Source organism: Halorientalis sp. IM1011 (assembly GCF_001989615.1).
Taxonomy (GTDB): Archaea; Halobacteriota; Halobacteria; order Halobacteriales; family Haloarculaceae; genus Halorientalis.
The window spans coordinates 200,825-221,349 of record NZ_CP019068.1 but is presented as its reverse complement, the minus strand read 5'-3'; the positions used below and the strand labels follow the sequence as shown (position 1 = coordinate 221,349).

Below are 20,525 nucleotides of genomic sequence, written 5' to 3'. Positions count from 1 at the left end.
GAGGGGTTGGAAGGGGCGTCTCAGAAGTAGAGTTGGCCGATTTTGTCTGCGGTCCGCAGAGCGAGGGCCTGCCCAGTGTTGGTCGGGTTCGGGCCGCCCAGGCCGTTGGCCATCGCGGAGTGGTCGGCGACGAAGAGCCGCGAGACGTTCTTCGCCTCGGCGTTCTGATCCAGCACTTTGCCCATCCGCATCGAGGACTGCATATGCAGCAGCAGCGGCGGCCACTCACAGCGGTGGACGTGGCTGGCACCGGCCTCGCGGTGGATATTCGCGGCGATGCGCGCGAGTTCGTCCCGTCGGGCGTCGTCCTCCTCCCTGGGTTCGTACCGGACTTTCGGCACCGGGCCGTGCTCGTCGGCGAAGGTGGTGTCCAGCGAGACCCCGTTCTCCTGATGGGGCTGGTCGTCGGTGAGTACCAGCAAGGCCTTTGTCTGTCGGTAGTTGGCCATCCGGCGTTTCAGCTCCTCGCCCACGACGAAGCCACGGGTGTCCCAGGGCTCGCCGGGGTCGACGGGCGTGTCGAAGCTGTAGCCGGCATCGGAGAAGAGGTAGTCGGCGTAGGAGACCAGCCCAGGCGACATCCCGATGTCTTCCAGGCCGCCGACGCCGGGCTTGTCGAAGCGCACTGCGGAGTTCTGCCCGATGTAGGGGTCCATATGGTCGCTCTCGGGGTTGATTTCGGCGACAGTCTCGTCGTCGTAGACGCCGACGATCCAGTCGAACCAGTGGGTCGTGAGCCCCTTTCCAACCCAGCCGTCGTCGGGCAGGCCGGAGTTGAGCCACAGTCGCGGCGACTCGATACACCCGGCCGCGAGCACGACTGCGTCCGCCGAGACGGTCTGGGAGGAACCCGACCAGGAGTCGCGGAACGTGACGCCGGTCGCCTCCGTCGTCCCGAGACCCTCGTTCGTCTCGATGTCAGTCACGAAGGCGTTCGGCCGGATGGCGACGTTCCCTGCGTTCGGTTCCTCGTTTGTGTCCAGTGCTCGCGGGACCCAGCTGACGTTCGCGGACTTCCGGGCCTTCTCCCGGACGGGGGCGTCGACGGGCGTCGAGCCGCCCTGGAAGTGGTCGCCGGCGAGTGTGTCCCCGCGGAAGCCGTCGTCGTAACTGAACGAGCCCTCGTACTCGGAATCGAGGGGTTCGCCGGTCGTCGTTTCCTTGCCCGGGACGGAGACGGCGTTGGCCTGGGGCCGCCAGCCGGTGCTGGTGACGTTTTTCGTGTCGAGGCGCTCGTAGCCGGCGTTCGTCGCGCCCTCGATGAACACCTCCTCCTTGGCCGTCATCGGGGCTTGCTGGGTGCTAGTGACCTCTTCGTTCAACTGGTAGTAGGGGACGAGGTCTTCGTAGTCGATGGGCCAGTGGCCCTGTTCGTCGATGGCGTGGGGGTAGGCACGGGGGTGGTTCGCGAAGTAGTGCAGCGAGGTGCCGCCGACCGCACCGACCTGCCAGATGAACGCGTTCTGGTGCAGGTTGCGGAACCAGGGGGCCCGCGAGTGATCAGCGGGGCCGACCCGGAGGTAGCCGTAGGTCGGGTCGTTCGCGTCGGCCTCGCGGTGGGTGAACTGCTCGTCGAGCAGTTCCCCGTCGAGGTCATCGGGATCGGTGCTCACCGTGCCGCCGGCGTCGGCGTGGGGTTCGGGCCACTTCTCGTTGCCGTGCCACGGACCTCCCTCGAGGATGAGCACGTCGAGGCCGTGTTCGCGCGCCAGCCGCGATGCTGCGGCCGGACCGTCGGCGCCGGCACCGACGACGACCACGTCGGGGTCACGCATCAGGTGTCACCTCCGATGCCGTCGACGACGTCGTCGCCAGTCAGGTCGTCCGGCAGGTCGAGGTCCTCCACGTCGGGGTCCGCGAACCCGTCGGGGACGGCGTGTCGCCAGTCCGCGGCGTAGCCCGGTGACGGCCCGGGGTAGTCGGTCTGTTGCCGACTCTGGACCTGGCTGGGGTCTTTCTGCATCTCCCGTTCGGTCGGCATGTTGGTCTTGGTGTCGCCGAGGCCCGCCCACTCGGTGTAGTAGCCGAAGCCGTGGAGGCCGTTGACGGCCATGACGACGTACTTCAGGATGCCCAAGTCGGGTACCAGTGGGGAGAGGACTTCGTCGAGCGTGTCGATCAGACCGCCGTCGACGATGCTCCAGAGACACCGAAGCCGGTCCTCGCGGGAGAGTCGAGCGAACGTCCCGCCGGCCGGGAACTGTTCGTTCACGGAGACCGGGTCCTCGTTCTTCCCGAGGACGAGGAACTCCGCAGCGACGATATCGAAGACGATGGTGAACAGCGCCGCGTACGGGTAGTTCTGGAGAACGCGGTGGACGGTCTCGTTGGCCGTCTCGACGACCAACTCGAATTCGGCGGGCCCTTCGGTGAGCGCCTCGAAGTCCGAGAAGGAGATCTCGAAGCGTTCGATCGGCCCGAGCGTGAGGTACTCCTGGAGCGCGTCGCCGTCGACGTCCAGTCCGAGGAGGCTCACGTCGAGGAGGTCGAACAGCGCGTCGACCGTCGATCCGTACTGGGTCAGATCCAGACTCAACTCGAAGAGGCTCCGCTCCATCTCGGGGCCGCTCGGTTCGTCGGCCTCGAAGACGCCGCCCAACAGGTGGGTCTTCTCGGTGACCATCTCCGCGCGGATCTCCTGGAAGTGGTTGAAGTCCCAGATGAGGAACTTCTCCAGGCCCACGTCGACGCCCCCGGGGACGTGTTCCGGCCCGAGTTCGTCCTCGAGTTGTGGTGTTCGCGGGACGATCGCGTCGACGATCGCTCGATACGTGTCTGCCGTATGTGGATCGCTCTGCAGTGGCGAAGTCATCGCGGCCTTCGCGTCCGCGAAGGTCGCGTTCGACATCGACAGCGCCGCGAGGCCCCCGATGCCCTTGACGACTCCCCGCCTGCTCACGTCGCTCCCATCTGATTCGTGCATTGTGTGGTCCCGGTCACCACAGCATCCCGCAGTGGGTCACTGTGTGACCGCAGCGCAAGTAGAACGATACCAGGTGGATAAAACCTCGTAACTGATACAAACTACATTATTACTCGCTTACAGCACACGAAGGAGAGTCGAAAAGAAAGGCCAAAATCGTGTTATAGGAAATATACAGATATTTTAGACCGTCTTAGAAAATATCGAAATTCGGGCTGAATATTGTGAATGGATAATTATCTTTACTGTAATCATTCATATTTCACCTGTCTATTTCGGGATCTGTCGTCCCACAATGTGGTACACGTTGAAGTGACGCGGGATCGACTAGCGTGTATGGACGAGGCCCCGTCGGTCCCGATCAGTTCGGTGCAGCGATCGTACGCGATCGTCGACGAGATCCGTGAGCGCGACCGGGCCGGCGCGACGGAACTGGCCGCGGCGCTCGACCTCCCGAAGAGCACGGTCCATAACCACCTCCGAACGCTGGCGAAGCTGGGGTACCTCATCGAGGAGGACGGCGCCTACCGGCTCGGGGGACCGTACCTGCATCTCGGGCAAGCCGCACGAAATAGTCGGACTGTCTTCGAACACGGTCGCAGCGCGGTCGAAACCCTCTCGGAAGACACGGGCCGATACTGCCAGCTGGTCGTCGAGGAGCACGGTCGCGCGGTGGCGCTGCAGTCCACCCGCTGGGCCCCGGATGAGGGGGCTCGTCCCTCCCCGCAGGCCTATCCACGGCGGGCGTATCTCCACACGAACGCACCGGGGAAGGCGATCCTTGCTCGACTGCCCGAGGACCGGGTGACGGCGATCCTCGACCAGCATGGGCTCCGGTCCCGGACGGAACTGACGGTGACCGACGGCGAGGAACTCCGGGCGGAACTGGCGACGATCGACGAGCGCGGCCACGCTCTGGACCGCGGCGAACTCATCCGGGGGATGGTCGGCGTCGCTGCCCCCATCGCGACCGACGACCGCGTCTACGGCGCGGTCGCCGCCTACGGCCCCGGCGAGGAGATGGACGCCGCACTCGACGCCGGACTCCCGGCGCGTGTCCGTGAGACCGCAGACGACGTGCGAGCCGACATCGTCTTCGCGACTCCCGAGTGAGCCGGCCGAGGCGGATTTTGGTCAGTCTTCGTCCCACGATGTGGGACAGAACTCGACCGGCGTCGAACCCTCGCTTGTGCCGATGGGGGCGCTCCCCACCCGTTCGACATACCTTAATTGTACTAGACAGGTCAAACGAGATTAAAAAATAGGAAGCCAAAGGGGCCGAATCGTGGTCCCATGAACTTCGGGAACGTCGTGGACCACGGGGCGCGGGCCGCACCGGGTTCGCGAGCAGTGGGGGACCCGGATCGAGCGGTGACCTACGGGGAGCTCTCGGCGGCGTCGAACGCGGCGGCGACCGTCTTCGAGGAACGGGGTGTAACGCCCGACGACCGTGTGGGGATCTGTCTGCGGAACGGCGTGCCGTTCCTCGTCGCCTACCTGGGCGCGATGAAGTGTGGCGCCGTGCCGGTCCCGATCAATACCCGGTTTACCGACGAGCAGGTCCGGTACGTCCTGGACACCAGCGACGTGTCGGTCCTGGTGACCGACGAGGGGTTCAGTTCGGTCGCGAGGAGCGTGCCGACGCCGCTGACCGTCGACGGCAGCGCCGGCGCGGACTTCTCGGACGAACTCGCGGCGGCCGCCACGAGCTACGCCGTCCACCCACGCCGGCGCGACGAGACCGCGGCCGTCGTCTACAGCAGCGGGACGACCGGGCGTCCGAAGGGGGTCAGACACACCCACGGGAACGTCTTCGCGAACGTGCGGGGGATCTGTCGCTATCACCGGCTGACCAGAGACGAGGTCGGGCTCACGGTCAGCCAGTGTTATCACGTGACCGGCCTCAACGTGACGACGACGCCGCTGCTTCTGGCCGAGGCCGAGAACTGGTTCCTGCCCGAGTGGGATCCAGAACGGGTTGCAGCGACTATCGAACGCCGGCGGGTTACCTACACCTTCCTCACGCCGGACATGGCGACGGACCTGCTCGAGGCGGGGGTCGTCGCCGATTACGACCTCTCGTCGCTGACGCGCCTCGTCGTCGGCGGCGCGCCGATGCCGGCAGACAAGATCGCCGACGTGGAAGCTGCGCTGGGCGCGACGGTCCTCGAAGGCTACGGGATGACCGAAACCACGCCCCTGGCCGCGTTCAACCGGCCCGGGAGCGAGCGGAAGGCCGGGAGCGTCGGGCCACCGGCGTCGGAGGTCGTCGCCCTCCGGATCGAGGACGTCGAGACCGGCGACGTCGTCGACCAGGGCGAACGGGGCGAACTCCTCTGGCGCGGTGACACGGTGACGCCAGGGTTCGAGCGAAGCCAGCACGAGGCCGACGCGTTCGTCGAGCGGGACGGCGACCGCTGGCTCCGGTCGGGCGACGTCGGCTACCTCGATTCGGACGGGCATCTCTTCGTGGTCGGCCGACGCGGCGACATGTTCTCGGTCGGCTGTGCAAACGTCTTCCCGCGCGAGATCGAGGACGTCCTCTACGAAATCGACGGTGTGTCGGGCGCAGCGATCGTCGACGCCCTCGACGGGCGCCAGGGGGCTGTCATCACAGCCGTCCTCACGAGCGATGGCGGTGTCTCCGAATCGCACGTCCGATCCGTCTGTAATGCCCGCCTCGGCGATCACAAGGTCCCCGAACGTATCGAGTTCGTCGAGGAGATACCCCGGACAGCGACCGGAAAGATCGACCGGACGGCGCTCAGAGACCGGTTCCGGACCACCCCGCTGACGTAGAACTGTGGTGCTCGCGTCGCGGTGACCAATGCGTTCACTGTGGAAGGGACCGGCCCCTTCTCAGGAGTCAGAACGCGACGACGAGTACGGCGAAACACGCCAGCCCTGCGAGTAGCGATATGAACCCGTATCCTGCCCAGATAAGCCGTCTGGTACGTGTCTGCTCGACGGCGACGAGTCCCAGATCAGCGCCCCAGTCCACCGGCGGACGAAGCTCCTCGTGTGAGCCGGTGAGTGCCAGCCAGAGCAACAACAGCCCGATGGCCGATGCGGCGGTGCCGAGTGCTGCCGCAATGAGCCAGTGGGCCGAGACCATGTGGGTACTGGACAGCTTACCAACAAAAAACGTGAGTGAAGACGCAGTTCTACTGCTCACTACAGCCTACTTACTTAGCGTTTGAATAGCAGAAAAGTTGTAATGGGAGAGATTAAGCTCTCTTCATCGTATATAATTGGTCGTGCGAGGTGATACAAGTATCCAACTCACAAGATGTGCATCACATCAGGGCCACGGGGTTTGATTTCCCCCAAATACTACATGACTCACTGTTAAGATGACAGGAACTATGGCCACAAGGAGGAGGTTACTATCGATGGTCGGGTGTGGAGTCTGTGCCGGTCTCAGCGGGTGCCCGGAGATCAGGACAAGCGATCAGCCAAACGAATCAGCAGTTGGTTCAGCTGGGAGTCTTGGATTCGCCAATCTTCACGAGTTACCCCATACTATCGGGGTGGAAGTAATCGAAACATCCGATCCAGTTCCTGAGAGCCAACGGACCCTCTCGTCGAGTGTGTCGCTGAAGCCAGACGATCGATTGCTCATTCCTGACGTATTCACGGAATCGGTGACCTACAGCCTCCAGTTGACGCTCGACGGGACGGCTCCCGATGAAGGGGGAACACCCACATTCAATCCATTTGCCACTACTCCAACGTTTCTATCCCTCTTCGTGGACCGGTCAGGAACCCTGGTCTGGAATGAAGTCGCAAAAGGGCCGCATCACCTCTACAACCGGACTCACACCGATCCATAGTTCATCCAGCGGAGCCTCAATCTATTGGCAAGTGATTTGTCTGTACTGATCAAACTAAGGGAGCGAAGAACTAGTATGAGAACTATTCTATGACAACCACGTCTCTGTCACAACGGCATGGAGCGGGTTGATTGCTGAATATATCCTCTCTTAGCAGTTTAGCTCTCTCAGGATTTGCTGGTTTCACCAGAAGCCGATCTGTTGTCGGATTTGGGCTTGAGTAGACGAGGCCCCATTACGGCCGAGTGCGTCGATCGGCCGGGGACAGCTCGTGTCCCCAGTGGGTTCTCGCTGCCATGGTCTCGGTGTGAGCCGTCGACAGCCGTTCGAGGGAGAGACCAGCTAGTATCCAACCCATGAACACAGCGGCGCGTGGGGTATGGTGGCTGGCCTGTCGTGGGGTGTGGCACTTACTCAGCGGTGTGACTCGCCCCCGGGGACAGCCCTACCCGGTGAAGGCGTCTGTCGCCGGTGGGTCGTCAGTCGTGCCCGTCCCGCCCGGGATGTCGGCATCACTGGGCAGGACCAGTCGCCGCTCGGTATACTCGAGGCCGTCCTTGCGGTGGGTACGGCGGTCGATGTAGACCCGGGATTTGGCGAGCTCGCGGAGGCGGTCCATCGCACGGCCGGCTAACTTCTTGGCGTAGTCACGGCTGAGCGACTCGTCGTCGCGTTCCAGATTCGACTTGATGAACACGCGGATGTCGCTGGCGTCGACGTACGCGGCGACGTCTTTGCAGCCCTTGGTCCAGAGACTGCCTGGACTGTGTGTGGTGCGCTCGGCCCAGACTTGGGCCGCGATGTAGTCCGCCCTGGTGTTGGTGGCCGACGCGAGTGTGTCGTCGTCCAGGCGGGCCAGCTGCTGGATGGGGAGGAGGTCCGCTGTTGGGAGCGTGTCCGACCCGCGATCGAGTGGGTCCTCGTGGTCGGGCAAGCGGACCCACGTGGTGCCATCGTCGTCAGTGATGCGTTCGAGGCGATCGTCCGGCAGATCGAGTTTGTCCTGGGTGGGTGCGACGTGCTCGTAGTCGAGGTGCGCGCCCTTTTCGAGTTCCCGGGCCTGGAGTTCGGCAATCTGGGACTGGGTCGTGTCCGTGCGATTTCGGAGTGCGTCGAGGAGTGCGGCCTGTTCTTCGCAGGTAGCTTCGAGGTCGTCGACGCGGGCTTCGGCGTTCTTGCGTGCTTGGCGTTCGTCTTCGAGGTCAGTCTGGAGTTGGTTGATCCGGTCTTGTTGGGCTTCGACGGTCGCCTCGAGGTCGGCGATGCGAGCTTCGAGGGTCTCGAGGTCCGTCATTGGGACCGCCCTCCAGTGGTGGGTGTGGTTGTGAGCGATGCGTCTGGTCGTGCGGGGGATTGAATAGTCCCCGTGAACGAATCGAACATGTCGGTACCACCGGCTCCACACGGCGGCCGTGGATGCACACGGTCGCCATTTTCGTGGGCGACGTCACCACCGTGTAGAACCTGAGTGACAATGACATCCAGCGCGCACTTAATATTTGCTAATGGTAAATGGTAATGTGACGGAATACCTAAACCACCTATCCGATAACTCTGAGTGTGACACGCGGCCCGGACCCGTCGGTCTCGAAACGCGAGGTACTCGAGTTCTTCGTGGAGTCGCCAGATCCGGCATTTACCGCTCAAGAACTCGCAGATGAATTCGATAAGACTCGCCAATGGGCAGATCAGCGATTAAAGCAGCTCAAGGACGACGGGTGCCTTGAAAGTAAGAACCCGGGCGGACGCGCTCGATTCTACTGGATAACCACCACTGGCGAACAGTACTTAGCGGACACGAGAAGTGAAGATTAGCCGTCGGGCAGCCACCAAATCACATTCCGGGAGCCTGCCTTTTTCCGGTTAATTGTATCGTCTTCGTAAAGGGCCTGGAGCCGATTGTGCGCCCACTGGCGCGTCATCTCGAACTCCTCAGCTAATTCAATTGCTGTCGTGAAGGGTGCCTCGTTAGATTCGAATGCGCTTATGATCTCCTCGTCGGAGACCGTTTGCTTTCCCTGCGCCATCACTGCGCATTTTACTTTACCAATAGCAAAAGTATTATGGTCCTTCTAGCCAAACCATTTTGGTAGGAACACTGGCTCTCAAGGGTGGTATCAGGCAGAAAGCCGCCCGCCTGCTGAGACAGGCGAGCTAGGGTTCCAAGCGAGGTTTGAACCCATGGCAACGAACACACGCACTTCTGAAAACGCTTCCGTCCGGCCACGATGGCTGTTCTGTGGTACGGATGAAACTGGCACCGATCACGTCTACAACACAGTCACTGACTCCGTCGTCGCGGTTGCGCCGGATGGCCACCGCGAACACGTCGCTGACCTCGCGGAGGCGAGTATCGACGAGTGGATGGCCTTCGTCGCTCAGAAACGCGGGTGGGCCGATCGACGGCTCTTCGAAACCTTCGGTGATGCGTTAGCTGCTGGGGTGAGTTGAGTATGACTGCCTGTGTTGATACAGAGGCTGTTCGGCATCAGTTAGTCCAGGCGTACACTCGTGCTGTGCTGCCCGATGTGGTTGCACATCTGCGGGTGGCCTTGGACGAGTTCGACAATGACGGGGTGGATGAGCTGGTGGAGTGTCCTGTCTGTGGACGACTTGGGATGGCAGAGCGGATTCAAGCGCACGACTGTCCGCGGTAGCAATCAACAGAGTGGAACCTTAGGAATATTTGATTGATTACTGTACTCTTTGAACTATACTCGATTAGCGCGATAATCATGACCACCGAATCAAGTAGTATTAGCGTCATCATCGGACTTTTCGCCTGGTGCGGTCTACGATGAGACAGTGACGGAGCTTGAGGTCGCTAACGTCGTCGGGATGATCACCAATCAGCAGGAACTCGACCTCGCGGCGCTTGCTGAGACGTTCGACGAGCGGGACAAAATCACGGACGTCAGCTACGAACCGGCCGACAACCACTGGTTACAGACGCGCTTTGCCCCCAACGACACGTATGTTGCCTTCTATCGGACGGGACGTTGTTCAATCGCTGGCTGTCGGTCCATCGAACACTTCGAAACGATGGTCGACTGTGTGAATGCAGTCATGCGTGAGCTGCTGGACTTCGAGTACGTGCCGGTGGCTGAAATCAGTAATATCGTGGCGACGAGCGATCTCGGCTCGCCGATTCCGCTGGAACTGCTCACCCTCGAGCTAGGGATGGACGCCCTCGAGTACCAGCCGGAGCAGTTTCCAGCGCTGATGTATCGTGGGGCGGACCACGTGATCCTCGTCTTCGCGAGCGGGAAACTCTTGTGTACTGGGCTCACCGATCTTGAGGCTGTCTCCGAAGCGGTCAACGATCTCCGTGGACGGATTCAAGCCGTCGTCTGAAAGGGCCCTCTCGAAATGCGATGTGGATCGGCTCTTCACTGACTGTCTTACCAAACAAGTGTATACGAAGTAGCGACTACTGTTAGGTAAGATACGACCATTGCTATACCGTTCCTTTCCTCAGATACCACTTCGCGATTCAACAATACATAAGCAGTCGGTGGGGGAAGTAGGTGACATCCTGACTGATGGAGATTGTTAGTACGATGGGCTCAGGCTCGCTCGGTCGTGAGCTTGATCTCGATGTGTCCGTAGACGCTTACAGGAGGCTGTGGACCATGATGTCACAGCAAATTTCACCGGTCTGGAATGGTTACTGTCCGGCTTGATCCGGATGGCGCTGCGTATCAGTTCTATCGGACTGGCACTATCCAAATCAGAGGGGCAAAGACCGAAGCAGATCTTGAGGCAGCACAGAGTTGGTTACTTGACCTGCTGGATGAAATTGGGCTGGAGCTTCCTGATTACTCCTTTGAGCAACGAACGGCCGTCTTCATGGAGACGTTTGATCGGAGCTTGGATTTGGAACGATTGGTACTCAAACTCGGGCTCGAGCAAACTGAATACGAACCGGAACAGTTTCTTGCCCTGATCTACCGACCGCCAGAACTTGATGTCACACACCTCGTATTCTCCAGCGGAAAGATCATCATCGGTGGAACGATGTCTGAAGCGACAGCGCGAGGGCCGGTCGAGCATCTGGCCTCCCGTCTTGACTAATTGCTGGGGCGGACGCTGAACCGCGGCTCTACCTACAGATCGTCCTCAGTAAAGATGAGATCTACACTGTGCTCTTCTAACCAGTTGGCCCGTTCGCGGTAATCCGGGAGCTGCTCGCGAACGATACGCCAGAAGCGGTTGGTGTGATTCTGCTCCCGTAGGTGGGCGAGTTCGTGTACGACGACGTACTCTGCGATCTCTGGCGGCGCCATAATGAGTCGCCAATTGAAGCTCAGGTTCTGTTTTGGGGAGCAGCTTCCCCATCGAGTACGCTGGTTCCGTACGGCCAGCCCTTCGTACTCGACACCCATTTCGTCGGCGTGCTCCTCTACTACTTCCTCGAAGAGCGTCCGGGCCTGCTCTCGAAAGAGCGCCTCTAACTCGTCTTTGATGGATGACTCCTTGACGGCGTGCTTGGCCAGAACGATCTCATCGTCGGTGATTCCGTGCTCATCCACATCCCGGACGCGAAAAGTGTGGTCGTCACCTTGATACGGGAACGTCTCACCGGGTTCAAACGTCCTATCCGGGGCTCGGTCACGGTACTCGTCGTACTTGCGCCATTTCCGAGCGATCCAATCGGTATTCTCGCGAATAAATTCATGCGGATCGACAGCACCATTCTCCGGGACGACTACTTTGACCTCGTGAATGTCGACGTCGATCCTGGGCTGTGTAGCGTCAGCGCTCTCGACGACACGGTACTCGATTTCCGAACCGGCGATCTCGATCTCGGCCGTGCCCGTCGTATTGCCCACACCCATGTTACCCTCCCATCGGTGCAGACTCGTCGGACTCCGCCTGTTCGTTGCGGATTAGGTATTCGACAATCTCCCTGACTAGACCTTCTGTGTCGTAGAGGTCTTTTCGGTCATGCTCCTCGCCCACCAGTGTGCGAATCACTGTCTGACGGATTTTCTTCCTGACGCGATCGCTCATATGCCAGCCCTCGAAGCTGGTATCAATCTCGTCGAAGCCGTCGAGAATGTCCGCAGCAATCGCAGCAGCCTCGGTCTCTTCGACATCGTAGCTGTCTGTGAGAGCGGAGTAGACAGCAAACACCGACTCGGACATGTCGAGTTCGTCCCGTTGCTCACCAACAGCGAGAGCCTCTTTCTCGGCTTCTTCGAGTTCCTCTGCGACCTCAGGTGCTTCTAGATCACCCGACCGCCAATCGTTCACCAGCTGCTCGACGCGCTGACTGATGCGCTGGTACCGGGGGTTCGTGGTTCGGCGGCCCTGCAGGTGGTCCTGCGTGGCATGGGCGATCTCGGTGGCCTTCGCCTTCGGCTCCAGGTCCTGGACCTTCTCGAGGTGCTCTTCGCTGATCTTGTAGATCGGCGTATTGTTCTTGATTTCGCCGACATCGACGTTCTCTTCGATGATCTCCAGCGTCTTCTCCCGTACGTCCTCCTCGGGGTCAGGGTCGCGCTGGCTCCGCCGGTAGGCAAGGTAGATCCGGTTGAGCCACTGGTACGGGTCCCGCAGCCCCCGTGTCTCCAGCCGTTTGTCGGGGGCGATCGACTCGTACATGTCCTGCAATCGGGCGTAGCTGTCTTCGAATTCCGCCCTGTGTTCGTTCGCGAGCGCAACGGCGTGGTTCACTGCTTCTTGGCTGTCGACCTTCTCGACATCCTCGAAGATCGCCATCGTCTCTGCGAGCAGTTCCTCGAAGTCGTCGAGGAGTTCGTCGACGTCCTTCGCTGCGTGGTTGCGCGTTTCGGCGTCGTACTCGAGTGCGTCCTCGATGTTGCCGCTCGCGAAGACCCCCGCGTAATCGACGATCTCGCCGTTCACCTTGCCGTCGGCGGGCCGATTGGTGCGGGCGATCGCCTGGAGAAGGTTGTGATTCTTGAGATTCCGGTCTAGATACATCGTCTTCAAAATCGGGGCGTCGAACCCCGTGAGCAGCATATCACAGACGACGAGGATCTTGGGATCGTCCTCGTATTCGTCGGGGTTCTTGAACCGCTGGACGATCGATTCCCGCTGCTCTTTCGTCGTGTGGAACTTCTGAATGAGCTTCTCGTCGTCACCCTGCGAGGTTACGAGGACCTCGACGTCTTCGGGATCACGGAGCTTCTGGAGCTCCTCGCCGTACAACGCAGCGGCGCGACGGGTGGGCGTGACGACCATCGCTTTCCAGCCGTTGGGCTCGACTTTCTCCTCGTAGTGCTCAACGATATCTAGGACAACGCTTTCGACGCGCGGCCGTAGCTCCGCGAGTTCGGAGCGCGTGACGTGTTTGCGGATGATCTCGCTCTTTTCCTCAACATCTAGATCCGCGAAAGAGCGTTCAAACTCTTCGTCGAGCGAGGATTCATCGATCTGCCACTCCTGTTGTCTCACATCGAAGTGAACTTCTAAGACCACTTCGTCGTCGATCCCGTCTTTGATCGAATACTGATGGAGCGTCTCCTCGCCCCCTGGCGAGTAGTTGTCGAATGTGTCCCTTTCCTCTTCTCGGACGGGCGTGCCGGTGAAGCCGAAATGCTGGGCGTTGGGAATAGCAGCGTGTAGGCTGATTCCAAGATCCTTCTCCATGTACCGGTGGGCCTCGTCGACGAACACGACAGTTTCATCGTTCGTCTGAACCTCGGCATCGACATCCTCGAACATCTGGATCGTGGTGAGCACGAGTTTGCTGCTCCCCTCCTCGAGTAGCCCCTGCAGGTGATCCATGCTCTCCGCAACCTCGAACCGGGGGAAATCGATATTGGAGAGGGTGTTCTCCATCTGGGTTCTGAGCTTGTCGGTGTCGACGACGAGCAGCACTTGCGGGTTATCGAGGAAGCTACGCTCTAACAGGTTCCAGGCGGCAAAGACCATCGTATACGACTTCCCGCTCCCCTGGGTGTGCCAGATAAGGCCGTTGTTTTCGTCCGAGTCCTCGACGCGGTCGAGAATCGCTTCGGTCGCGTAGTACTGCATATATCGCGGCACAATCTTGAGATCGCCGCCGGCGGCCTCCTCGTAGAATACGTATCTGTCGAGGAGGTCCGCCAGCACTTGCTTCTGGAAGAGGGCCACGACCGCTTCCTTGAGGTCGTTGTCGAGATCCGTGTCGTCATCCCGCCAGGGATAGTAGTGCTCTGCCGGCGCGTTCACAGAGCCGTATCTGAACTCGAGGTCGTCGGCAGCAACGTTGAAAAGTACCGGGACGAAGAGCCGGGGCACATCGTCCTGATACGAGACGAGGTCCGTGATCGCGTCCTGGTAGGTGTTCCCCTGGGTAGCCGACTTGAGTTCCCAGACGACGAGCGGGATGCCGTTGACGAAACAGACGACGTCGGGCCGGATCGCCTTCTCCCGATGGACGCGGAACTGGTTGGCTGCTATCCACCGGTTTTCGTCGAGGCCATCGAATTTGACGAGGGTGACGTATTCGGTCTCGCCGTCGTCGTAGGTGTGCTTCTTTCCGTTTCTGAGGAGTTTGGTGAACTTCTCGTTGGCCGCGATGAGGTTCTCGGTCCGTAGATCCCGCTGCAACGAGTTGAGAAACCGGTCGGCCTCCCTCTCGTCCATCTTCTCGTTCAGCGCGATGAGCTGCTCTTTGAGGATCTCCCAGTAGACGACCTCAGAGAGATCGCGGTCGTACTGCTGGTCTAAGACGGTCGCGCCGTAGCTGCCGTCTTTCCCGTACGTCTCCCAGCCCATCTCATCGAGCCACTGGAGGACATTGATCTCGACGCCGGTTTCGCTGGGGGTTTCGACAGGTTCTGGACTGGTGTCACTCATATTGGTTTACTCCCTCGCCATACAGCTCCTGGAGATCGTGTTTCATCCGGTTGCGTATCTCCGAGAGTTCGGCCTCCAGTCTGGCCAACTCCTTCGCCTCCGCCACCGTATCGATCTCCTCTTCGGGTTCGGTGGTGTCGACGTAGAGTGCGAGGTTGAGATTATAGTCGTTCTCCTCGATCTCGTCGGTGTCCACCACCCGAGACACCCGCTCCTCGGACCGCCACTCCTCAAAGATCTCGACCGTCCGGTCAACTCCATCTGGTTCCAGCCGGTTTTTGTTGTCGAGTTCCCGGTAGAAGTCCTCGTGTGCAGCGTGGAGAAATAGCACTTCGTCCTCGCGCTCCGCAGGCTTGTCCTTGTTCAGAATTAGGATGGCGGGCGCGATACCCGTGTCCTCGCCGAACAACTTCTCGGGGAGGCCGATTACCGCCTCAATGACGTCCATCTGCTCCACCATGAATTTTCGGAACGGTGACTCGTTCTGCCGGAAGAGGACACCCTGCGGTGCCAGAGTAACCATCTGCCCGTCCTCGGCCAGACTACTGTACATGTGCAGGATGTAGGCGTAGTCGCCCCGGTCCGTGCGGGGGTCCTTGTCGACGTGCCCGAACCGGGGGTCGTCTTGTAGTTCGTCCTTGTTCCAGTCTGCGGAGTATGGGAAGTTAGTGAGAACGTAGTCGAACTTTTCTAGGGTGCCGTCATCACTTCTACGCGGCTCGTCTAACGGATCCGCGTCCTCAATTTCTGCCTCAACATCGTTAAGTAGGAAATTGAGATCTGCCGCTTCTGTCATCCCCTTTATTGACTCTTGACCGACGAAGGTCAGCTTGTTCGGATCTCCGCCTGCGTTTCGATAGTGACTGGCCACGCCGACGAGCATGTCGCCCGCGCCCGCAGTCGGGTCGTAGACGGACTCGCCGTTCCTGAAGGGGGCCAGCATCTGGACGACCATATCAATCACCTTGGGGGGCTGGTAGAACTCACCGGCGTCCCGGTCTTCCTCCTCGGCGAACTGGCGCACCAGCATCATGTACGCCTCAGTCACGGCGTCGTGGTCGACGCTCTTCACGCTTAGGTCGACGGTGTCTAACATCTGCAGTAGACTCTTGAGTGTAGTATCCTCCGCGTCGAACGAGAGGTAGTCCACCCCGAAGGAGATCCCGAGGTCGTTGTTGGCCTCTTCGAACGCCTCAATCGCCTCGTTGAGACCCTCGTCAACCCGCTTGTTCGTGGCCATCAGGTCCTCCCAGAGGTATCCGTCGGGCACTTGCATCCAGTAGAACGCGGGGTCGTCTGCTAGGTCCTCCCCGAACTCCTCGACCGCCTCCTCGTACTCGTCCAAGTAGGTGTCGTTGGCGCATTTGTAGAAGATTAGTGGGAGTAGAAATTCCCTGTACTCGGTCTTATCGATCTCGCTGTCGTCCTCCATTTGGTCGAGGCAGTCCTCGAAGACATCGTAGAGAGCGTCGGATCCGCCGTCCGTGAGTGGGTGCCCACTATCCATGTTCTTCCACCTCTGGATGCACGTGGATGTCGCGATCAGCGGTGCGGACTCTTCCCGAGAGGAGATCCTGCATCAGGCCCTGTTTGAGGCATTGGAGCTGTCTTTTGCACTCTCTCTCGCGTTCGATGGATTCTGATATTGATGATACCTTTTCGACAATCCGCTTCTGCTCATCGAGCGACGGCACTCCGACTTGAAGCTTTCTGAGAGCTCCGAGATTGAAGTGCTTCTGTGCTAACCCAGCCTGAAATCTATTTATTTGCTTTCTTCCTGCGAACGAATTGATCCACAGAGCGGCATAATGGGAGTCTAAATCTGGGCCGGGTGTAGATATGAGTAAATCGGCGCAGTTCGCTCCGTCGAACTCAGAGGAGACAACACAGGAAAGTCCGGGATCACCAGATCGCACTGTAATTACATCTCCTTCTCGTAGTTGACTGTTCTCATTTTCTGCGTTTGATTCTTCAGTCATATACTCGAAGTCCCCATCCGCGATTCCGTCGGGGGAGATGTCTTTAGACCGAAGGATTGGGACCCTCCCACTGTCATCGTAGTATTGAGAGGGCTTGACGACGATACCGACTGACGAGTCTGAAATCAACTCACTGTACTGTTTGACTGCCCAGTCTTGAGGAATTTCACCGACCCAACTGTTTCGATATTCGATTTCGTCGTCCGAACGAAGTGTACCATTCTCGCAAACGCCTCTCGAAAGCACGTCCTGTTCTGTCCCTTGGCGGACCGTTTCGAGTTGTTTAATTATCGCCCCAGTCTGTTGAATAGCCTGATCGACGGTATAGAGTACGCTGGCGATTTTGCGTTGCTCTTCGAGTGGGGGAACAGGGATCGGAAGAGATCCATACTCGCCAGTATTGATATTAGACTGAGCGGTTGTTTTCGCTCTTCGACGAATCCAATCCCAATAACGCTCGCTCAGCGCAAACTGGGCAATATATTGGTGATTGAGACCTTCTTTCTGGAGTCGATGGCGAATGGAATATCCCCCATAACAGCATGGACCGTGATTTGGATCGTATAGATATATTTTACCGAGAGAAGCTCCAACTGATCCACTACGAGCAAATAACATATCGCCCTCTTCCAGAAGCTCATCTTTAGCTTTCTCCCAGGAGAGGCTCGCCTTGCTGTCTTTTTTTAGACCTGCAAAGTCGTCGAAATCCTGGGTTCGTATGTACCGTGGCTTCTCTGGGTCATACTCTTCCGCAGATTCGGATAAGCCATATTCTCGCTCGATTGCAATATCTCCAAGTCGGGTAACTTTCCATTCTGACGGGATTTCCCCGACTGCGGTTTCATCGAGACTCGACTTAATTTCAGAGGAAGGCACAGACTTTATCGAGTGGTCTGAGGTACCTTCGTGATCTTCCACGAACTCATCCAGCGTGGAGTCTTCACTCATAGTTCAGCGCCTCCATGTGCTGGGTCATCTTCGCCTCGATCTCTTCGCGTTCGGCCTGTAACTTCCGTAGCTCATCTAATTCCTTGTTAACATCGATGTAATCTTCGGGTTCGGTCGTATCAACGTACAGCGCGATATTCAGGTTGTAGTCGTTTTCTCTAATCTCCTCCAGCGGGACCGTCCGACTCACCCGCTCTTCGGTTCGCCACTCGTCGAAATTTTTGACGATGTGGTCCAGTCCGTCCTCGGTTAGCTCGTTCTGGTTAGAGAGCTCTCGATAGAAGTCCTCGTCGGCGGCGTGGATGAACTGTATCTCGTCCGCGCGCTTGTCGGGCTTGTCCTCGTTGAGTACCAGGACTGCCGACGGAATCGAGTTGTTCTGGAACAGGTTCTCGGGAAGCCCGACCACCGCTTCGATAATGTCCCGCTTTATCATCGGCTCCCGGTACCGCCGTTCGTGCTTCCGGAACAGCACGCCGTGGGGGACGACGATAGCCGCCTGCCCTGTTTCGTTGAGCTGTTCCTCCATGTGCATGATGAAGGCATAGTCGCCCCGATCGGCACGTGGGAGCTTGTCCGCCCAGTCGAACCGGCCGAACTTGTCGTCTTGGAGGTGGTCCTTAGCCCAGTCCGCCGAGAACGGGAAGTTGGCAAGCACGTAATCGAACGTCTGGAGCTGGCCCTTGCCCGTCGTGAACTGCGGGTTGCGAAGGGAGTCCTCCCGGGCGATTTCTCCCTCGTACCGGTGGATGAATAGGTTCATCTTCGCGATGGCGGCGATGTCGGGGTTCATCTCCTGGCCCGTGAGTGTCAGCTTCGTCGGGTCGCCGCCCTGCTCCTCGCGGAAGTACCGCGCCGCCTCGACGAGCATTCCCGCGGAGCCACACGTCGGGTCGTGGATTGAGTCCCCGGGCTCGACGGGTGAGAGAAGCCGAACCATCATCTGTACGATGTTGGGTGGGGTGAAGTACTCGCCCCCCTCCTTCCCTTCCTCGCTGGCGAAATGCTTTACGAGGTCCATGTACGCCTCCCCGAGCGTGTCGGGGGGGACGCGTTCGGCGCTCAGGTTGTACGTGTCGAGATGGTGGGCGAGATCCTTGAGGCGGTCGTCGTCCAGCGCGTCGGCGCTCACGTAGTCGGCGCGGAACGCGTCCTGGAGCTCGGGGTTCTCCCGTTCGATCGCCTCGAATGCCTCGTTCAGGAACTCGTCGACGTTCTTGTTCGTATCGAGGAGGTCGGCCCACTGGTAGCCCTCGGGGATCGGGAAGTCGTAGAAACTCGGGTCGTCGGCGATTTCCTCGTCGCCGAACTCCTCGAGGACATCCTCTCGCTGGTCTTCGTACGTGTCGTTGAGCGTCTTATAGAAGACCATCGGGAGAATGTAGTCCTTGTAGTCGGTCTTGTCGACGGTGTTGCGGATGATGTCCGCACACTCGAACAGGTGATTTTCGAGCTCTTCCAGCGTGATCGAGTCAGTATACGAGGTGATCTTTGACATAATTAGGCTCCTCCGTAGGCGTGTTTGGCGATCTCGGTCGCCGGCGATTGGCCAGCGAGTTCGGCGTGGAGGTCGTGTCTGTTCGCGAGTTCTTCTACCAGGTCGGGGGTGGCGTCCAGACACGCCGCCAGCTTGAGGATTGGTTTCAGTTCTGCTGGCACGTCGGTTTCCGCGCTCACAGCACGGTAGGCGACGTGATATAGCACATCGTCCGTGTACAGGAACACCTCCCGGAGGGTCTGGATGTTGTTCTTTCCGAGCGAGCTCACGAGCGACGTGAGGAGGATGTCTTCGAGGAGGTCGGCTTCGAAGTACTCAGTCGCTGAGCGCTTGGTCCGCGTGCGGGTTTCGTTGGTGTCTGACACCTCCTGCTCGTAGAGCTCACTCTGTGGTGCGCGTCGCAGGTATTCCTCGAAGTGCTCTCGATAATCATCGAGGAGACGGCCTGTATCGACGCGATACCGGCCATCGTGTTCTCGCAGTAATGACTCCTCGACGAGTCGACTGCAGTTCTGTGAGACGGCACCCTTCGTCATCGGGAGCTTCTCCACGAGGTCCTTCTGGATCGGCGGGCCATCGTTCCGTTGCAAGTCTGCGATGGCCGCAAGGACCTGGGTTCTGGTTTTCCCTTCACGAGCCTCCGTGAGTCGCATGATTTGTTTGGCACACCACCACCATATAGAAGTTTGGGTAGTAGAATTCCACACTAAAATTGTGTTTAGTACCCCTAACTTCAGTTTTGGTATGCCTTTCAGAGGCTAATGAGCAAATATTGTCTATCAAGTTTTTCAGATCCCGTTGATTTCCAGAAGTCCACTACGTTGTATCAGTAGACACCAGAGTGTGGCTCAATTTGCGGCACTCTTTGGTAGGGTACTTCTCAAAATACGGGTGAAAAGGTAGTTCTTCCTGCGCTTCCGCAGAAAGGTGGTGTAATTTATAAGTCAGCTGGCGCCCGCAAGAAGTTGTCTGAGATCGGCATCTACGCCCTGTATCGACAGCCGATCAGGATACCCAATGACAGCTCGACGAGCTTTGGGGATTCGTCAAGGATACCTACGCCGCTCCCGGAATTCACGGGTACGCCGACATCAGTGGAGCTGTCGTCACCGATGGTGTCATGGTCCCCGTCTTCGACAAGCGTGTCCCGGGCATCGCCCACCCAGGACCGACACATACCGTGTGTTTCGCATTTGTAATTGGAATCGGAACTGGCGTTATCGGCGGCCTGATAGGGTGGCAGCGTGAGCCCCTGGCCGCGCTTGGGATTGGCCTGTTTGGCGTGTTCGTCGGGACGCTTACTGTTGGTGCCCATCTGCTTGCCCCTGTCCTCTCACCGACTGGGATTCGTCCATTCGCTCCTGTTCGCGATGACCGATACACGCTCGACGTCGCCAAGGCTGCGAACCCGATTGTGAACTACGCTCTGCTGGCCGCTGGTGTCGTCGCTCCCGGAGCCGCACTCGTAGTTGGCGCCTGGATCTGACCCGCCTCCAAGCTTCTCCCGGCAACTGGCTCAAGTTGAGAAAAGT

Annotated in this window: 19 protein-coding genes; 7 read left to right on the top strand and 12 right to left on the bottom strand. The window is 59.2% G+C overall.

Features of this window, described 5'->3' with window-relative positions:
• Nucleotides 1-20: 20 nt before the first annotated feature.
• Both BV210_RS18595 and BV210_RS18590 read right to left on the bottom strand, forming a co-directional pair.
• A complete protein-coding gene (locus BV210_RS18595; protein WP_077208268.1) occupies nt 21-1,775 on the bottom strand; it encodes a GMC family oxidoreductase N-terminal domain-containing protein in 1,755 nt (584 codons plus the stop codon).
• On the bottom strand, nt 1,775-2,923 hold the full coding sequence (locus BV210_RS18590; protein WP_077208267.1) for a hypothetical protein: 1,149 nt from the start codon (nt 2,921-2,923) through the stop codon (nt 1,775-1,777). The genes BV210_RS18595 and BV210_RS18590 overlap by 1 nt, the downstream gene beginning before the upstream one ends.
• Before the next feature lie 336 nt (nt 2,924-3,259).
• On the opposite strand from BV210_RS18590, the gene BV210_RS18585 reads away from it, so the two are divergent.
• Nucleotides 3,260-4,036 carry an IclR family transcriptional regulator gene (locus tag BV210_RS18585; RefSeq protein WP_077208265.1) on the top strand — a complete coding sequence of 259 codons (777 nt, stop codon included), beginning with the start codon at nt 3,260-3,262 and terminating at the stop codon, nt 4,034-4,036.
• A gap of 180 nt (nt 4,037-4,216) precedes the next feature.
• Nucleotides 4,217-5,722, top strand: coding sequence for a class I adenylate-forming enzyme family protein (locus tag BV210_RS18580; protein WP_077208264.1), 1,506 nt, complete (start codon nt 4,217-4,219; stop codon nt 5,720-5,722).
• Between the two features lie 67 nt (nt 5,723-5,789).
• On the opposite strand, the gene BV210_RS18575 is transcribed toward BV210_RS18580, so the two are convergent.
• Entirely contained in the window at nt 5,790-6,038 is a 249-nt protein-coding gene (locus BV210_RS18575) for a hypothetical protein (RefSeq protein ID WP_077208263.1), read from the bottom strand.
• A gap of 277 nt (nt 6,039-6,315) precedes the next feature.
• Here BV210_RS18575 and BV210_RS20085 point away from each other — a divergent pair, with 277 nt between their 5' ends.
• Entirely contained in the window at nt 6,316-6,756 is a 441-nt protein-coding gene (locus tag BV210_RS20085) for a hypothetical protein (protein WP_157526167.1), read from the top strand.
• Between the two features lie 445 nt (nt 6,757-7,201).
• Here BV210_RS20085 and BV210_RS18570 read toward each other — a convergent pair whose 3' ends face one another.
• Both BV210_RS18570 and BV210_RS18560 read right to left on the bottom strand, forming a co-directional pair.
• Nucleotides 7,202-8,050, bottom strand: coding sequence for a hypothetical protein (locus BV210_RS18570; protein WP_084802726.1), 849 nt, complete (start codon nt 8,048-8,050; stop codon nt 7,202-7,204).
• Nucleotides 8,051-8,567: 517 nt separating this feature from the next.
• Complete coding sequence (locus BV210_RS18560; protein ID WP_077208259.1) at nt 8,568-8,783, bottom strand: hypothetical protein; 216 nt, start codon at nt 8,781-8,783, stop codon at nt 8,568-8,570.
• Nucleotides 8,784-8,937: 154 nt separating this feature from the next.
• Here BV210_RS18560 and BV210_RS18555 point away from each other — a divergent pair, with 154 nt between their 5' ends.
• The 3 genes from BV210_RS18555 to BV210_RS18540 all read left to right on the top strand — a co-directional run bounded on the left by BV210_RS18555 (nt 8,938) and on the right by BV210_RS18540 (nt 10,830).
• Nucleotides 8,938-9,207, top strand: coding sequence for a hypothetical protein (locus BV210_RS18555; RefSeq protein WP_077208258.1), 270 nt, complete (start codon nt 8,938-8,940; stop codon nt 9,205-9,207).
• A gap of 354 nt (nt 9,208-9,561) precedes the next feature.
• On the top strand, nt 9,562-10,110 hold the full coding sequence (locus tag BV210_RS18545) for a TATA-box-binding protein (RefSeq protein WP_077208256.1): 549 nt from the start codon (nt 9,562-9,564) through the stop codon (nt 10,108-10,110).
• 309 nt (nt 10,111-10,419) lie between these two features.
• Complete coding sequence (locus BV210_RS18540) at nt 10,420-10,830, top strand: hypothetical protein (protein WP_084802725.1); 411 nt, start codon at nt 10,420-10,422, stop codon at nt 10,828-10,830.
• Nucleotides 10,831-10,862: 32 nt separating this feature from the next.
• Here the strand turns inward: BV210_RS18540 and BV210_RS18535 are convergent, their stop codons facing one another.
• The 7 genes from BV210_RS18535 to BV210_RS20695 all read right to left on the bottom strand — a co-directional run bounded on the left by BV210_RS18535 (nt 10,863) and on the right by BV210_RS20695 (nt 20,308).
• Nucleotides 10,863-11,594 carry a M48 family metallopeptidase gene (locus BV210_RS18535; RefSeq protein WP_077208255.1) on the bottom strand — a complete coding sequence of 244 codons (732 nt, stop codon included), beginning with the start codon at nt 11,592-11,594 and terminating at the stop codon, nt 10,863-10,865.
• 1 nt (nt 11,595) lies between these two features.
• On the bottom strand, nt 11,596-14,568 hold the full coding sequence (locus tag BV210_RS18530) for a type I restriction endonuclease subunit R (protein ID WP_077208254.1): 2,973 nt from the start codon (nt 14,566-14,568) through the stop codon (nt 11,596-11,598).
• Nucleotides 14,561-16,000, bottom strand: a complete 1,440-nt coding sequence (locus BV210_RS18525) for a class I SAM-dependent DNA methyltransferase (protein ID WP_172824934.1) — start codon at nt 15,998-16,000, stop codon at nt 14,561-14,563. The genes BV210_RS18530 and BV210_RS18525 overlap by 8 nt, the downstream gene beginning before the upstream one ends.
• A 67-nt stretch (nt 16,001-16,067) precedes the next feature.
• Complete coding sequence (locus tag BV210_RS18520; RefSeq protein WP_077208252.1) at nt 16,068-17,495, bottom strand: restriction endonuclease subunit S; 1,428 nt, start codon at nt 17,493-17,495, stop codon at nt 16,068-16,070.
• Nucleotides 17,488-18,993 (bottom strand): class I SAM-dependent DNA methyltransferase, encoded by a 1,506-nt coding sequence (locus tag BV210_RS18515; RefSeq protein WP_077208251.1) that lies wholly within the window; start codon nt 18,991-18,993, stop codon nt 17,488-17,490. Before BV210_RS18515 ends, BV210_RS18520 begins: the two co-directional genes overlap by 8 nt.
• 2 nt (nt 18,994-18,995) lie before the next feature.
• A complete protein-coding gene (locus BV210_RS18510; protein ID WP_077208250.1) occupies nt 18,996-19,646 on the bottom strand; it encodes a helix-turn-helix domain-containing protein in 651 nt (216 codons plus the stop codon).
• A 329-nt stretch (nt 19,647-19,975) separates the two neighbouring features.
• Nucleotides 19,976-20,308 carry a hypothetical protein gene (locus BV210_RS20695; protein ID WP_253741710.1) on the bottom strand — a complete coding sequence of 111 codons (333 nt, stop codon included), beginning with the start codon at nt 20,306-20,308 and terminating at the stop codon, nt 19,976-19,978.
• Between BV210_RS20695 and BV210_RS20920 the strand changes: the two genes are divergently transcribed.
• Complete coding sequence (locus BV210_RS20920; protein ID WP_371340836.1) at nt 20,192-20,479, top strand: hypothetical protein; 288 nt, start codon at nt 20,192-20,194, stop codon at nt 20,477-20,479. The genes BV210_RS20695 and BV210_RS20920 overlap by 117 nt on opposite strands.
• The last annotated feature ends 46 nt before the right edge of the window (nt 20,480-20,525 follow it).

Excerpts from the sequence above, each read along its gene's own strand:
- BV210_RS18595 (WP_077208268.1), bottom strand. The coding sequence starts at position 1,775 with ATGCGTGACCCCGACGTGGTCGTCGTCGGTGCCGGCGCCGACGGTCCG.
- BV210_RS18590 (WP_077208267.1), bottom strand. The coding sequence starts at position 2,923 with ATGCACGAATCAGATGGGAGCGACGTGAGCAGGCGGGGAGTCGTCAAG.
- BV210_RS18585 (WP_077208265.1), top strand. The coding sequence starts at position 3,260 with ATGGACGAGGCCCCGTCGGTCCCGATCAGTTCGGTGCAGCGATCGTAC.
- BV210_RS18580 (WP_077208264.1), top strand. The coding sequence starts at position 4,217 with ATGAACTTCGGGAACGTCGTGGACCACGGGGCGCGGGCCGCACCGGGT.
- BV210_RS18575 (WP_077208263.1), bottom strand. The coding sequence starts at position 6,038 with ATGGTCTCGGCCCACTGGCTCATTGCGGCAGCACTCGGCACCGCCGCA.
- BV210_RS20085 (WP_157526167.1), top strand. The coding sequence starts at position 6,316 with ATGGTCGGGTGTGGAGTCTGTGCCGGTCTCAGCGGGTGCCCGGAGATC.
- BV210_RS18570 (WP_084802726.1), bottom strand. The coding sequence starts at position 8,050 with ATGACGGACCTCGAGACCCTCGAAGCTCGCATCGCCGACCTCGAGGCG.
- BV210_RS18560 (WP_077208259.1), bottom strand. The coding sequence starts at position 8,783 with ATGGCGCAGGGAAAGCAAACGGTCTCCGACGAGGAGATCATAAGCGCA.
- BV210_RS18555 (WP_077208258.1), top strand. The coding sequence starts at position 8,938 with ATGGCAACGAACACACGCACTTCTGAAAACGCTTCCGTCCGGCCACGA.
- BV210_RS18540 (WP_084802725.1), top strand. The coding sequence starts at position 10,420 with ATGGTTACTGTCCGGCTTGATCCGGATGGCGCTGCGTATCAGTTCTAT.
- BV210_RS18535 (WP_077208255.1), bottom strand. The coding sequence starts at position 11,594 with ATGGGTGTGGGCAATACGACGGGCACGGCCGAGATCGAGATCGCCGGT.
- BV210_RS18530 (WP_077208254.1), bottom strand. The coding sequence starts at position 14,568 with ATGAGTGACACCAGTCCAGAACCTGTCGAAACCCCCAGCGAAACCGGC.
- BV210_RS18525 (WP_172824934.1), bottom strand. The coding sequence starts at position 16,000 with ATGGAGGACGACAGCGAGATCGATAAGACCGAGTACAGGGAATTTCTA.
- BV210_RS18520 (WP_077208252.1), bottom strand. The coding sequence starts at position 17,495 with ATGAGTGAAGACTCCACGCTGGATGAGTTCGTGGAAGATCACGAAGGT.
- BV210_RS18515 (WP_077208251.1), bottom strand. The coding sequence starts at position 18,993 with ATGTCAAAGATCACCTCGTATACTGACTCGATCACGCTGGAAGAGCTC.
- BV210_RS18510 (WP_077208250.1), bottom strand. The coding sequence starts at position 19,646 with ATGCGACTCACGGAGGCTCGTGAAGGGAAAACCAGAACCCAGGTCCTT.
- BV210_RS20695 (WP_253741710.1), bottom strand. The coding sequence starts at position 20,308 with ATGGGCACCAACAGTAAGCGTCCCGACGAACACGCCAAACAGGCCAAT.